Below are 14,389 nucleotides of genomic sequence, written 5' to 3'. Positions count from 1 at the left end.
TCAGCGCTCCACGATCATTCCGTTAATTTTTGCTCAAGCGTTCAGCCAAGCGATCATACTCGGCACTCTTGAGAAAATCATCAATGGAAATGTGTTCGGCTTCAGGTGCTTTTAGTTTTGCCCTTGCCGTCAATGTTTTATGGGTAATAACAATATCGGCATCCGTCGGAATTTCGCTGATTGCCGTATTAGTCACGGTAACGTCGACGTTTGCTTTTTGCAATTTTTTGCGAAGAATCGAAGCACCCATCGCACTGGAACCCATACCGGCGTCACAGGAGAATACGATTTTCTTCACATCCTCTACAGCCTTCTCAGCGCCGCCTTGCGGAGCTTCAACTGCTGTAGCTGCGGAAGCTGCTGTTCCTTTGGCTTCTGCCTTCATTTGCTGCACTTTCGAAGTCGCTGCATCGAGATCATCTTCAGCCGTCTGCTTGCTGCCCTTCAAGAACGCAGCGGCGACGAGGAAGGATACGACGGTAGCGACAGCAACGCCTGCCAGCATTGGCAGCAAGCCGCCCTTCGGCGTCATCGCGATATAGGCAATAATACTGCCCGGTGAAGGCGTTGCGACCAGACCCGCTCCAAGAAGCGAGAACGTGAACGTGCCTGCAACGCCGCCGGCGATCGCTGCAAGCAGCAAGACCGGTTTCATCAGAATGTAAGGGAAATAAATTTCATGAATACCGCCCAGGAAGTGAATGATGACTGCGCCAGGCGCGGATTGCTTCACCATGCCGCGTCCAAACAGCCAGTACGCGAGCAGAATGCCGAGACCAGGGCCCGGATTGGACTCCAGCATGAAAATAAGCGATTGACCGGTTTTTACCGCCTGATCCATCGCGATCGGTCCCAGCACGCCGTGATTGATCGCATTGTTCAGGAACAAAACTTTGGCCGGCTCAATCAGTATGTTCGCCAGCGGAATCAGATTATGATTCACGAGGAACTCGACGCCGTTCGCCAGCACTTTGCTAATGGCTTCGATGACAGGTCCAATTCCTTTGAAAGCCAGCAATGCAAGAGCACCGCCGATAATACCCGCCGAGAAGTTGTTCACAAGCATTTCGAAGCCGGAACGGATTTTTCCTTCAATCGACTTGTCAAACTTCTTAATTAACCAGCCGCCAAGCGGCCCCATCAGCATAGCGCCCAAGAACATTGGAATGTCAGAGCCTACCACGACACCCATCGTTGCTACAGCACCAACGACCCCGCCGCGCGTGCCGTGCACCATGTTGCCGCCCGTAAAGCCGATAAGCAGCGGCAGCAAATAAGTAATCATCGGTCCTACAAGCGATGCGAAGCTTTCATTCGGCAGCCAGCCTGTCGGGATGAACAGCGCCGTTATTAAGCCCCAGGCAATAAATGCGCCGATATTCGGCATTACCATACCGCTCAGAAACCGTCCAAAAGTCTGAATGGCTACTTTGGCTCCGCCTTGGGAGCCCGTATTTTCACGATTCACTTGACTCATTAATGTGAACCTCCCTCTATATATAGACCGCGACCGATTGACCGTGTCGCTCTTGCTTTATGATAAGTTGAAAGCGATTACAATACAACGAAATGAAAACCATGTTGCGTCATCATGCTTGTTGACAAAATGTTTGTTAACGTCCGGGGCGGCAGACAGCACATACTTTTATAGGCTGGCGGGATAGATAGGAGGTTCCAGTAATTTCAAAGACTGATCCGTCAGTCATTCGTTACATTGTGCAAACGATGCTGGTTTTAGAATGTACAGGTGAAGCCGGTTTTACTCGCTTGAATTGTGTATATTTGTGATAGGCGCAGCCTTAGTATCTATTAACCAAGAATTCAACGTTTGAAAAGGGAATCCAAGCAAATATGTTCGCTCGGCCGTCGTCTGGATAGCTCGCAACTGTCTAACTCTTACTAGTGGGTGAATTTATGATGGTCTATGCCACTGAATGTGGAGGATCAAAATGTAAAAATACATGTTGTCAGACGTTTTATCGCTGATATTACACATCAAAATGCAAAAGTGCAGGCTGATTGGCCTAAAAAGCTGTGCCGGGGCCGAATTCAAGCATTTCAAATGTACTTTTGCATTTTGAAGGGTACTTGGGGCCTTTTGGGGCTCGTCAAAATGCACTTTTGCATTTTGTCCCCCTGTTTAACACCGGGGAGGTGCATAGGAGCATATAAGGGGAGGAGGGTTAGTTATCTGCTGCTGTCAGACATACCGCTGACAAGCGAATCGTAGAGCAGAAGCATTTCCTGTGATGGACGAATACCGAGCTCTCTTTTGAGCAGCTTTACATAATCAGTATATTGGGCTGTCAGCCCCTTCTTGTCTCCGTCTTTCCCGTACTTCTTCATCAGCAGCCCGACGACGGACTCGTCAAGCGGATTCCGCTCGTGAAGCTTCAACAGAAGCTTCGATGCTGCTGTTGTATTCGGCAGAGTCAACAGCGTCTCCGCCAGATTTTTGACAAAGGATGCATACCGTTCAGAGAGACGGTCTGTCTCATGAATCGCCCATACATAGGCTTTGCTGCCAAATAAATCGCCGGTATAGAGCCGTTCGACGACCAGCGCCTCTTCGACATTCTCGGCTCCGATTTTACCCAGCTCGCCTGCCTGGCGTTCAAACTCCTCATAATCGACGACCGCATCGTCCAACTCCAGCACGTATCCGTCATTCTCCGAACGAACCGCTTCACGAAGGCCAACAGGCTCCAGTGACTTCCGCATCTGATAGACGGCCGTGTTGAGATACTTCTCGGCGTTAATGCTGGTCATGCCAGCAAAAATATCCGCCAACAGCCGGGAACGTGAAATCCGCCTGCCCCGGTTCAACAGCAGATAGGCGAACAGCTCGGCGCTTTTACTCGAAATCCATTTCACGCGTCCCTCTTCACTGCGAATATAAAAGTCGCCCAGTGCGGAAATGCTAGTCCGTCTGGCATTTGCCGATGCATGGCCCGAGGCTTCCAGCTGCTGCACTGTTTTCCGGCTCTCCAGCACGCGATGAATCGTCCGCTCCAGCCTCTCTTGCGTGACCGGCTTGACGAGATAATCAAGAACCGACAGCTCGAAGGCTTCCAAGGCGTAATCCTTATGAGAAGTTACGAATACGACCTGTGTCTTGCTGCCTGCCTTGTCCAGCTTTCCTGCAAGCTCCAGCCCGCTTCCGCCCGGCATCGATATATCGACAAAAGCCAGTTCAACATCGGTGTTGTCATTTAAAAATGAAGTCGCCGCCGCAGTATCTGCAAATGTTCCGGCCACTTGGATCTCCTTATATTTGACTAGCATTTTCCGCATGATCAAATGCATGACAGGCTCATCATCGATCAGTATCACTTTCATCGGTTTTCACCTCGCTTTTCTCTCGTTTCCTCCGTCACCGATGGCTCCCGGGAGGGTAAAAATAAAAGTTGTGCCTTGTCCAGGCGAGCTCTCAAAACGCAGACTGCCGCCATGCATACGAAGAAACTCCCGGGTCAATACGAGTCCGAACCGCATTTCGCCCCCTTCTTCTCCGCTTGCAAATCCAGGCTCCTTGAAGAACATCTCATCATGCCGCAGCAGCTCAGCCGTTCTCTCATCAATGCCGATTCCGTTATCGCTAACAGAGACTGTTATTAGTTCTCCCTTCATAACAGCGTCTACCTCGATGCGTCCTCCGATTTCAGTAAACTTGATTGCATTGGACAACAAATTTCGGAAAATAAGATCAAGCATCTCTTTGTCCGCATTCACTGCTAGCCGGTCATCGATGCGCTCAGTGATGCTGATTTTCTTCATCCCTGCTCTGGCCCCGGCGAGCGACAACGCCTGCCTCACGACCTGCTGCAAATTCCAGGATTGCGGACGGAAAGCGACCTCTCCGTTCTGACTGCGATACCATTCCAACAGATTATCTACGAGGTTATGTGTGCCGCGAACCTGCCGCCTGATCTCCTGAAACACTTCAGCCTTCGCTATGTCCGTGTCTGTCGGTTCTTCACCTAGCAGCTCAGTCAAACTGACGAGCAGCGCAATCGGATCACGGATATCGTGAGCCATTACAGTAAATAGCTTGTCTTTAAAAGCATTCAACTGAGAGAGCCGCTGTGACTTCTCGCGCAGCCGCTCTTCATTTTCTTTCAGCTCCGTAATGTCGTTGAACATGAGCATTTTGCCGATTGGGAATGTACCGGTATCGTAAATATAGGTCAAGCTGCAAATATAATGCCGAAGCCGGTCATCCAGTACACGCTGGAGAGCAAAGCGTTCATCCTGATACTCGCGATCCGCGATCCGTTCAACCAGCTCCGGACAAGCCGAGAGCGTGTCCTTGCCGGATGCGGGGAAGCTTTTGGCCCGTCCCAGCTCCGGAAATACGTCTTCTGCGGCACGGTTATGATTGACGATTTGCCCTTCATAGTCCAATAAAATAACGCCGTCACGAATCGTATCGAACATTTTGGCATAGGCAAGAGGGGTTAGCCGAAGCAATCGGATGCGGAAAATGCCCCAAGCATACACAAGTCCAGATACCGCAAAACCAAACGGCGTAAAATCAATCACCTTGCTGAACATATAGCCGATATTGAACAGCATTGGCGCTGCCGCCCCCAGAATGAGAACGAGGATCTGTTTCCGCACAATCGGCATTGCCCGCAGATACATCGGAACAAACAGCAGAATACCAAGCAGCAGAATAGTATAATTGTAGACGGCATGCACCGCGTACCAAGGCCCTTTAACCGTGTTGTACAGAGGCACTGTGCCATTCTCATTCAAGATGTATTCTTCATAAATCCAATGATGCCAATCGTTAGTGAGATGAAGCAGGAACGTCAACGCGGGGACGATAAAGAGCAGCACTGTGAGCCATTTCCGGTGACGAACGGCCAGCCCGGTAAACTGAATCACGAGCAGCAGCCAAAACGCCGAAACGAACGGAATGCCCAAGTATTCGAGCTGCAGCGACAGCTTCACGCCGTTCAGGCTCTCGCTCGTAATTTCGAACGCATAGCCAATCGCGTAGCAGGATGCCGCTACCATCGTATAGATCATCGTCCGCGCCACCTGAAGATGACGTTTCCGATAGGATAGAAAAGATACGAACAACATAATCGCCGTCGCGAAACATAGCAATATCGCCATCCATTGTTTTGTATCCACGACTGCGCCTCCCTTTTTCCGATTCGTCTATCATTCGACAAAATGGTCTAAAATCCTTGTCTGGACTATGATCGCACACAGCAAAAACACCCGAATGATGTAGTCGGGTGTCAAGCTCGTTATTCTTTGCAGCCGACGACAAAGGATGAATCTAAAGTAGAGATTTTGTTAGTTGCCTGAACTTTAACAGCTCTACAACAAATCCTGCAGCCGGATGATCGCGTGCGCCCTGTCGCTAACCTCCATCTTCCCGTACAGGTTGCTTATATAATTCCTTGCCGTTCCTTCCGCGACATGAAGAGCCTCTGCGATCTCGCGGTTGCTGAGACCCCGGATAATAAGCGCGGCGACCTCCTTCTCTCTCTCTGTCAGCTTCACATGAACCGCTTGCAATTGCGATTTAGAGAGGTTTTGCCACTGCTCGAAGTTAGACGTCACTTCATTCAATTTGGCTGCCAGTTTTGCGGCAACGACCGAAGGCAGGACAAATTGTCCGGAAGCAGTATCGCGAATGGAGGCAATCATTTTATCACCCTCCATATCTTTTAAAATGTAGCCTTTCGCACCGGATGCCATTCCTTCGATTATATATTCATCTTCGAGGAAGGTCGTAAGAATGAGCACCGCCGTCTCCGGACAGCTCAGTCTAATCCGCTTCAATGCTTCAATTCCATTCATGACCGGCATTCGGATGTCCATCAGCACCAAGTCCGGGCGAAGCTGCTCCACCAGCTCACAAGCCTCCTGCCCGTTCGTTGCCGTGCCTACTACCGCCATATCCTCTTCCAAATCCAATATAGTCCGAAGCCCTTCACGGGTAAGCATCTGATCATCGGCAACTACAATCGTTATCGGTTTCATCCTATGTCTCCTGTCTTAATTCGAGTAGGGCAATTCTATGGTTAATGTGCAGCCCTCGGAGGGTTTCGTCTGGATTCGAAGGTAGCCGCCTAACTGTTCTGCGCGCTCCTTCATCGTCTGCAGCCCGAAACCCATAACGACTTTGTCCGCTCCAGTTCCGCTGTCCTTCAGATAGAAATAGAGCTTGCTATGATCATGCTGCAAAGAAAACTGAAACGCCTTGCTCCCTCCATGCCGGATGCCATTGGTGAGCCCTTCCTGCAAAGCATGGTAGAGTACTTTTTTATGAGCCAGGGATATAGCAGGAACCTCTTCGATTTCTGCCTCCACAACAACACCAGTGTCGCGTATCAGCTTGTTTATGGCTTGTACAAGATTGAAATCCTGTCCTTCACGCAGCATATGGACTGAACCGCGAATTTCATTCAGACTGTGCCGGATCAAATCTTGAGCGCCCTGCAGCCTTAATACTGCACCTTCCTTATCCTCCTTATGAAGAAGCCGTTTCCCCGCCTCGATCTGCAAAATGGTCGAAGTCAGCCCATGACCCACGACGTCATGGATTTCCTGTGCAATCCGGTTCCGTTCCGCATAGACGGACATCTCCGCTAGAGCGGCGGAAGTCTCGCTCATGGATTGCCGGAGACTTCTCGTCCGCTGCTCCACCTGCTCTTCTAAATTAAGCTTCAGCCTTTGAATACCGGAATATAGCTTTGCATTTTCTATGGAAATGGCGCACTGGGCGCATAAAAGCTTCAACAAGTTCAGCCGTTCCGATGTGAATACGCCCGGGGAAAGATTATTTTCCATATACAGCAGGCAAATCAGCTTATTCTGATGGACGATCGGCAAGCATAACACCGATTTTAGTTTGTTCTCCCGAACGAAATGGTTGCGTATAAACATACCCTCTTCTGTTGCATGATGAAGTACGACTTCCTCTTGTGTTCTTGCCGTATAGCCAACTACCGAAAGAGGCAAAATGTCGGCCGCTTCTTCGAGGGGGATGGTCTCAATATTCAAATTTTCCTCTGTGCCGCAGGCTTCTACTGCCCACGACGAATCATCCTCGAATATAAGCGCGCCGAATTCCGCCCCTGCATTCCGGAGCATAATACGCAAAAGCGTCTTAAGGAGGCTGGACATCTCCATTTCACTAGATAGAGCTTGGGCAGCCATGACAACCGACAGGTAATCAACCTGTTCTATTCCTGAATTAGAATTCAAATTCAGCAGGTACCCGTACTTTTCAGCCATTTGGGATCGCTTGGCTTCCGCTCCCCACTGCCCGTACGCCTCATAAGCCTCCGCCATATAAAACTGAGCCAGCCGGTTCTTGCCGCGGTTTAATCCGAACTTCGCATAGCATTCAGCAATAATAGCACCATTATGAACATGTCCATAAAGACGCGCATCGTCGAGTGCCGCTTCATAGAGCTCCTCCGCCAATGAATCTTTTTGCATCATACGGGCGATCTCGGCTTTTACGATCAGATATTTATGCCGGTAGTTTTCTGGACAAGAGAAAGCATACTTCTTCAATTGAGCCAGGTTTTTGCGCATTCGAGACAGATAGCTCCTCTGCCGCTGCTTGGACACGTTGTCATAGAGCATAGACCAAGTGAGGCTTTGGAACATAATGAACATCGATAAATTTAAATTTTCTTCTTTTAAATCTCGTTGAATGGCCTCAGCAGCATCGAGATGCCGTTCGGCTTCCTCGTAGTTCTCAAAAAAGTAACCAATCATATAGTGATAAGTGCTCGCTGTAATCTGTACAAGCTGCTCTTGATGACCATACGCAGCAAGCGAAGACTCTTCCTTGAATGGATAATCCGGTGTCATATAATCCATTAATGTGGAGCTCAATTTGGCGATAACGCCTGCCTGAATCCATAGCAGACTGCCTCTATGTTTCTCTAAATCCGGAAATATAGAGGCGATCTTGTCATAAACCTCCCGGAGCGGATAGCCATATTGAAGCATTAAACCGCTGCTCACGATGACACTTTGATTACTAAGCCACACATCCCCGGATTCCAGGCTTATTTTCCCAGTATAGGCTACAAGGTTATTAACAAATTGAGGATCGTACTTTCGCCAGCTATCGAAGCAAAGCGAGAACGAGGTTAATGTCTTTGTGTATAGAGCCGGATAAGGCTTGGAAATGGCAAGTGCAAGCATTCCCCAGTCATACGCTGCTTTATGCTGCTGGAATTGAAAGCAGAGCAGCATGGCATAGCCGACACAAGAGATAGAGGATTCTGGAGCAATTCCGTAGTCCAGCGTCATCTCCAGCATCGTCAGAGTAGTAGATACCCAGCCGTTTTTCGCAAACATAAAGCATGCGTTGCCGACATGAACCAGCACGGTCATCGCCGCGTTCAGAGCTTCATCCTCCATTGGCGGCAGATGCAGCAGCGACTCGGGAGAACGGCCCTGCAGCTTTCGCCGCACACGCATCAATTGCATGGCAAGCTTAAGCTTGCTCGGCTGAAAGTGATAGGGGATACCGAGCAGTTCCAGCGCTTTCTGGCCAAGCCGGAGCACCTCTTCGTAATTGTCCTTATTTGATTCCAGTTGAAGCATCAGCGTATAGACAAACACTTTATCGAGCGGAGTTCCCGAACGCTCCAGCAGCATCGCGAACAATTGCTGCGCTGTTTCGTATTGACCGCATAAGTACTCCGACTCCGATCTTTCCTTATAACATTGAAAGACAAGACCGTAATCGTCCTCCCAATCATTTGCATCCAACAATCGGGTGGCCATGCGAAAATAACCCCGTGCCGTTTCGTACGCATTTGCTTGCTTCGCCTTAACGCCGGCCCGTAAATTCAACTCCGCTATTCGCTTCCGCTGTTCTGGATTTTCGCTGCCGATACTCTCCCATGCCTGATTCAGATGGTTAACCGCTTCATATATCTCACCGCCCTGATCAACAATAAGCCAACCGATCCGCCAATGCAGCACGGGACGCTGATCTCGGGTCACCAATTCGAATGCGGCTTGCTGAATGCGGTCATGCTGAAAGCGGTAAAGGCTATTCCCGTCTTCGATTGTCTTCCGCAATAAAGTCTCGAGCACAGCAAGCTCCAATGCATCATGCAACCGGTCTGCCGAGAGTCCGGTTACCGGAATCAATGCGGCTTCATTGAAGCTGCTTCCCAAATAAGCAGCTCTGCTTAACGCGAGCACCGTATCATTTGGCAGGTGCTGCAGTTTAACAGAGAGGTAAGTAGCCATATCATCAGATATATGCATCTCGTTAATACACTGCATGTCCCATTGCCAGCTTCGATTCCCCGGGTGAAACGTCAGATAGCCGTCACTGAACAAATCCTGAAGAAACTGTTTAATAAAGAGCGGACTGCCTGCCATCTTCCGCATAAGAATATCGGCGAGCTGTTGGACAGCACCCGGCTGTGCGTGCATCGTATCCTGCAGCATTTGCAGCAGATCAGGCATCTCTAGCGCCTCAAGCTCAATTTGCTTGATCGCAAGCGGCAACCCCTGGAGCTGAGCTTCGAATCTCCCTGCCGGTTGCTGCGCGTTCACTTCCGTATTCCTCAGTGCTCCGATGACCAGCAAATATTTGGAATTTCGCTGATCACCAAGCAGATGGACAAGATAATGCAGCGAAGCTTCATCAGCCCACTGCAAATCGTCAAAGAACAAAACAAGCGGCCGTCCTCTCTGCGAGAATAACGGTATGAACCGATTGAGAAGCAAATGAAACCGCTGCTGTGCTTCCGCCGGAGCAAGCGGAGGCACAGCCTGCTGCGGGCCGATCAGAAGCTCTAGCCGGGGGACTCGCTCGACCAGCAGCTGCCCATAGCCTTCTAATGCATCCAATATGCGCAGCTTCCATATTTCAGCTTGCAGTTCATTTTCCGTCAGCAGCTGGTCCGTCAATTTGCCGATAACCTCAACCCACATCTCATAGGGAGAAGCAACCTGGCCGGCGTTAAACTTGCTGTCGGCGAAAAAACTGCCCTCCGGCAAAATTTGCTGCAAGGTCTGCTGAACAAAAAAGGTTTTTCCGATCCCGCCATTGCCGCCGACTCTAACCAAAGCGGCCGTCCCATCCGATGCAAGACCAAGCGCTTCATGAAGCAGCTGCTGTTCCTTGTCACGCCCGTACAGCCGATCGCCAAGCTCCCATTTTTCCGGAACATCATGACTCGCAAGCGGGAATGGTTCAATCTCGCCATGCTCTCTCCATAAGCCTAAGCAGCGCTCTAAGTCCGACTTGATGCCAAGAGCACTGACATACCGGGCTTCCGGCATTTTTTCCAAACATTTGCCGATAATATTCGAGATGACGTTCGGCAGATCAGGGTTCCGGCTGCTGGCCGGCTCGGGTGTAAGTGCGATATGGGCATAGATTATATCCGCCGCCCTGTCTCCAGCAAAAGGCAAGCTGCCCGTAAACCATTCATACAGTATAACGCCGAAAGCGTAATAATCACTGCGATAGTCCGCCTCGGTACCTGTTCTGCCCGTCTGTTCTGGCGACAGATAGGCCAGCCGGGAGTCCGTGTTGTTTGCCGGCGGGCCCGCTAGCGATTCTGTCTGCATCACCGAACAATTTCTGAGCTCCAGCAGCTCAGCCAGACCTGTATCGGGATGAATGAGAAATTGATTCGGATTCAATCCATAATGGATAATTCGCTCTTGGTGAACCCGAAAGAGGCAATCTGCAAGGCCCACCGCCATTTCCAGCAGAAATAATAGGGTTGCCTCTCCGCGATCCCGCATTAAGCGGTCCATGGTAACAGCTCCGTTATCTCGAATGAGGAGAACTGGCCGTCCTTTGAACACTTCAAATTGGAACGGTTGAACCGTCCCGCTGCCGTTCAATCGCGTGAGCAGTTCGAACTCTTGACGGAGGCTGTCGATAACAGCCGTACCGGGATATTCATGGCTGGTTGTTTTAGCCAAGAGACGCAGGCCGTCCCGGGCCCTTGTAAGCCGATAGAGACTCACATCCCCATATTTCCCCATGATTTCCTCGGTTTCATATCCCGGCAGCTCGAACATTTGCGCTCTCCTCCAATTGACTCGTTTCGATATATATAAATTCATTATAAGCGATAGAAGACAGGTCCAATGAAATAGATTAAACAAGGCAATGAAAGAAGAGCTCTGCGGTTGTCTCGCAGAGCTCTTCTTTCTATTTGATTATTTCAATGTCTCGAGCAAAGCTTTGATCTGCGGATCCAAGTCCAGAACTCTCAACAGGATCGTAAGCGCTTCGGCTCTAGTAGAATTCACGTTAGGCTGGAACTTGCCATCGGATCGTCCCTGTACAATTCCTGCTGCCGCCGCTGCTTTAATTTGCGCTTCGTTCCAGGAACCGTTCGTATCGGTAAACCCTTTATTTTTGCCGCCAGCTGCCTTGTCCAGATCGACAATCCTGCTGATTATCGCGACAATCTCCGCACGAGTGATGGTCTGGTTTGGCTTAAAGCTTCCATCATTGTAACCGTTAATGATGCCGTTCGAAGCCAGCGCATCGATTGCGGCTTTCGCCCAGTGGCTGCCTGTGTCAGTAAAGCCGGCAGCATGATCAGCTGCTTGAAGATTAAATACCTGTGACACAATCTTAGCAAACTCCGCGCGAGTAATGCTTGCATCCGGACGGAAGCTGCCATCTTCATAGCCGGCTGCAAAGCCCAATTTCGTGAAGAGAATAATGGCGTTCTTGCTCCAATGATTTGCAATGTCGGATAATGAAGCAGGTGCTGAACCGGAATTAGCTTCCGTTACTTTTTTGCTCAAGTCATTTTTCCATTGGTCATATTGGATGCTGCCTTTAAATATCGAGCCTTCTGTTCCAGGCTGTGGAGTTGGCGTTGGTTTTGGAGTAGGTGTAGGAGTAGGAGACGGTGTTGCGACTGGACCGCCACCGTTACTGCCGTTACCGCCATTCCCTCCGCCTGAAGTGGATTCCGCCAGACGTGTAATATGAAACTCATAGGTCTGTACATGGCCGTTCTGTGCAATAATATCCAGGCTGATCGTGTTGATGCCTACTTTCAAGCTGATTGGATTGTTCACAGGCTCTCCATCCAGCTTCAATACAGCAGTTGCCTTACTATCGGTTGGCGTGTAAGTTGCTGATGTAACTGTCACAGAATGGGGTACTGTTGCGTTATAGACATATACGCTTTCGTTCACTGGACGATCCAGTGTAATATCGCTCAATTGAATAAAGCCCAGCCCGGAAGAGTAAACAACTGTAAAGCTTGAAATCGCAGATTGGGAATATCTTTGGCTTACTGCATTATAAGCATAGACTAACCAGTAGTAGGTGCCCTCCGGCAAACTGTCCAACGAATAGGAAGTAGCCGAACCTGCCTCTATAACCGCTGGATCATCGAATGACGGCTTACTATCAATTAGAATTGAATAATCCGTTGCGTCTGGCACGCTGCTCCAGCTTAATGTCAAGGAGCCGTTAACCGAAGTTCCTTTTGCGGGAGAAAGCTGCTCAGGGGAATTTGCCAGCAGAATATCTATTGTGAGGGCAAGCGACTCATAATTAGCATTAGCATTGATCGTGTAGAGGGATGAATCTTCGCTGTCTGGCGTAAAGCGAATGGCTTGCCCCTCTGCAACGGTATTTGCTTCGTCTATGGAATAATTCGTATATGCCTCTCCATCTTGCAGTCCGATCAGCAAATTATATTGATTTGCGTCTAGACTAAACAACGGCGGGTTTTCACCGTTATCGTCTTCATCTTCTTCTAGATTAAACTGAGGGTATTGGAACTGCACCTCACCAGTTGATTCGTACAAGATCACTTGAATCGTTGCATAACTGTTGTCATTATCAATATGATTTACATTCGTCCATTGCACAACAAATTTACGATTTGGCGCCTCCCCGATTGTGGCGTATAAAACCGTTGCGTTATCCACGAGCAGATCTGTAAAGTATGGCGCGATATAGTTGTTAGGCTCTGTAAGCGGAAGCGGTCCATTGTATCTATAATATGAATCTGGATCATGGAACATCAGATAGCCATTCGTTGTCACATAGGCTTCGTCATACTCGTTTCCAAAAAAGCTAAAATCAAAGCCGATTGGCAATGCCTCGGAAACCGCGTCGTCTGTGTCGTTAAAATCTACTTGTTGCCCTTCGTACAACCGATCTGCCATATTTCCTGCCGCATGCGCCATTGGCTGAACAAGCGAGAAAATAATAAACAGCGACAATAATAAGGATAATGATATTTTGTTGCCTTTTCTCATTACACTACCTCCAAAAGAATTAGATGACTATCTACATAAGTATATAGCCCTATTTCTTCCAGCTCTAGTGACCGGTGTCATCAATATTGTCACATGACAAAATAACAATCAGACTTCATTGCAGGGAACAATAACCATTACCTTCGCAAAACACACTACCCCTTAGCCGGAATGCGCATGCTCTGTATCTCTTGCACACCCGAAGCAAATCCCAAATTATAATAGACGGATTCCGCCTTATTGCCCTCCATCACATACAACCTTAGGATGGGATAATGATCTTTAAGGACAGTTAATGCCCTCTTCAGCATTAGAGTAGCCAGCCCTCTCCCCCTATAAGCAGGCAAGACACCAATACTATATACGGCCGCCACATTGTCTTGCAGGCAAAGACGGCAATTCGCGATTAAGCCGCCCGACTCCCGGTCATAGACAAGAGTTGATGCCTGCAGCAATCGTTCATTGGTCAGATTAGGATCCTCATTCGGAATAAAGTCCGCCAAAGAAGCTTTATTCCTTCTTACCGCTTCAAAACCTCCCTTAAAGCTATTAAAATCACAATGGGCGATTTCATCTTCATTGGTAAATCGTTTGCCATTCTTCGCATCATCCTCGATTTGAGGGCTTTGAATGATGACATTTGAATCCCAGTCGAGCTCAAAATAACCGGTAGGGCGCTGCATCCATCGGCATCTGAATTCGTCCGGCCAAAAGCCTGCTCTCGCATATAAAGAAACTTGGTCTGGGAGCACCTCAAACGTTCTAATTGGATTTGTCTTATCAGACCAGTGAATTAAAATCGCTTTCAATTGTTTCAACACTTCGAATTCATGACGAAACGGCGGTATGAAAAACAAATGGTAAATGAGATTAGGAGACATCCTGACCCCGCCGATTTTTGTTTCTCCTTTATAGATCCAGAAAGCGTTGTTCCTGGCCCTGTTATATAGCTCCTCTCTAAAAAATCCATTGTAGCTCGCATTATAATAAATCGAACAATAGATTCCCCACTCATCCACTCCCGCTCTTTGAATCGAATATCCATCCGTTAATTGATAAGTGTGAACAAGCTCCGACCATTCTTTTGTCTCCATCGTTCATTCCCCCTGACGTTTAATTTCATAAA

7 protein-coding genes are annotated in these 14,389 nt (G+C 48.9%); all 7 read right to left on the bottom strand.

The window, feature by feature from the left end; translation table 11 throughout:
* Positions 1 to 22: 22 nt before the first annotated feature.
* Positions 23 to 1,477 carry a PTS mannitol transporter subunit IIBC gene (locus ACFVVF_RS19740; protein WP_387813387.1) on the bottom strand — a complete coding sequence of 485 codons (1,455 nt, stop codon included), beginning with the start codon at positions 1,475 to 1,477 and terminating at the stop codon, positions 23 to 25.
* Positions 1,478 to 2,187: 710 nt separating this feature from the next.
* A complete protein-coding gene (locus ACFVVF_RS19735; protein ID WP_387813385.1) occupies positions 2,188 to 3,339 on the bottom strand; it encodes a response regulator in 1,152 nt (383 codons plus the stop codon).
* A 6-nt stretch (positions 3,340 to 3,345) separates the two neighbouring features.
* The gene (locus ACFVVF_RS19730; protein WP_387813382.1) at positions 3,346 to 5,142 is read right to left on the bottom strand and encodes a sensor histidine kinase; all 1,797 of its coding nucleotides are present in this window, start codon (positions 5,140 to 5,142) and stop codon (positions 3,346 to 3,348) included.
* A gap of 192 nt (positions 5,143 to 5,334) precedes the next feature.
* A complete protein-coding gene (locus ACFVVF_RS19725) occupies positions 5,335 to 6,003 on the bottom strand; it encodes a response regulator transcription factor (RefSeq protein ID WP_387813379.1) in 669 nt (222 codons plus the stop codon).
* A 15-nt stretch (positions 6,004 to 6,018) separates the two neighbouring features.
* Positions 6,019 to 11,046: an AAA family ATPase gene (locus ACFVVF_RS19720; RefSeq protein ID WP_387813376.1), complete on the bottom strand. Its 5,028-nt coding sequence runs from the start codon at positions 11,044 to 11,046 to the stop codon at positions 6,019 to 6,021.
* A gap of 141 nt (positions 11,047 to 11,187) precedes the next feature.
* Positions 11,188 to 13,263 carry an S-layer homology domain-containing protein gene (locus tag ACFVVF_RS19715; protein WP_387813374.1) on the bottom strand — a complete coding sequence of 692 codons (2,076 nt, stop codon included), beginning with the start codon at positions 13,261 to 13,263 and terminating at the stop codon, positions 11,188 to 11,190.
* A gap of 155 nt (positions 13,264 to 13,418) precedes the next feature.
* Positions 13,419 to 14,357 carry a GNAT family N-acetyltransferase gene (locus ACFVVF_RS19710; RefSeq protein WP_387813371.1) on the bottom strand — a complete coding sequence of 313 codons (939 nt, stop codon included), beginning with the start codon at positions 14,355 to 14,357 and terminating at the stop codon, positions 13,419 to 13,421.
* Between the last annotated feature and the right edge of the window lie 32 nt (positions 14,358 to 14,389).

It is taken from the genome of Paenibacillus sp. NPDC058174, from assembly GCF_042883865.1.
In the GTDB taxonomy this organism is placed as follows: Bacteria; Bacillota; Bacilli; order Paenibacillales; family Paenibacillaceae; genus Pristimantibacillus.
This window is presented reverse-complemented; position numbering and strand designations above follow the sequence as displayed.

What these genes read in the sequence shown, in the direction of transcription:
- ACFVVF_RS19740 (WP_387813387.1), bottom strand. Translation starts at nt 1,477, where the DNA reads ATGAGTCAAGTGAATCGTGAAAATACGGGCTCCCAAGGCGGAGCCAAA.
- ACFVVF_RS19735 (WP_387813385.1), bottom strand. Translation starts at nt 3,339, where the DNA reads ATGAAAGTGATACTGATCGATGATGAGCCTGTCATGCATTTGATCATG.
- ACFVVF_RS19725 (WP_387813379.1), bottom strand. Translation starts at nt 6,003, where the DNA reads ATGAAACCGATAACGATTGTAGTTGCCGATGATCAGATGCTTACCCGT.
- ACFVVF_RS19720 (WP_387813376.1), bottom strand. Translation starts at nt 11,046, where the DNA reads ATGTTCGAGCTGCCGGGATATGAAACCGAGGAAATCATGGGGAAATAT.
- ACFVVF_RS19715 (WP_387813374.1), bottom strand. Translation starts at nt 13,263, where the DNA reads ATGAGAAAAGGCAACAAAATATCATTATCCTTATTATTGTCGCTGTTT.
- ACFVVF_RS19710 (WP_387813371.1), bottom strand. Translation starts at nt 14,357, where the DNA reads ATGGAGACAAAAGAATGGTCGGAGCTTGTTCACACTTATCAATTAACG.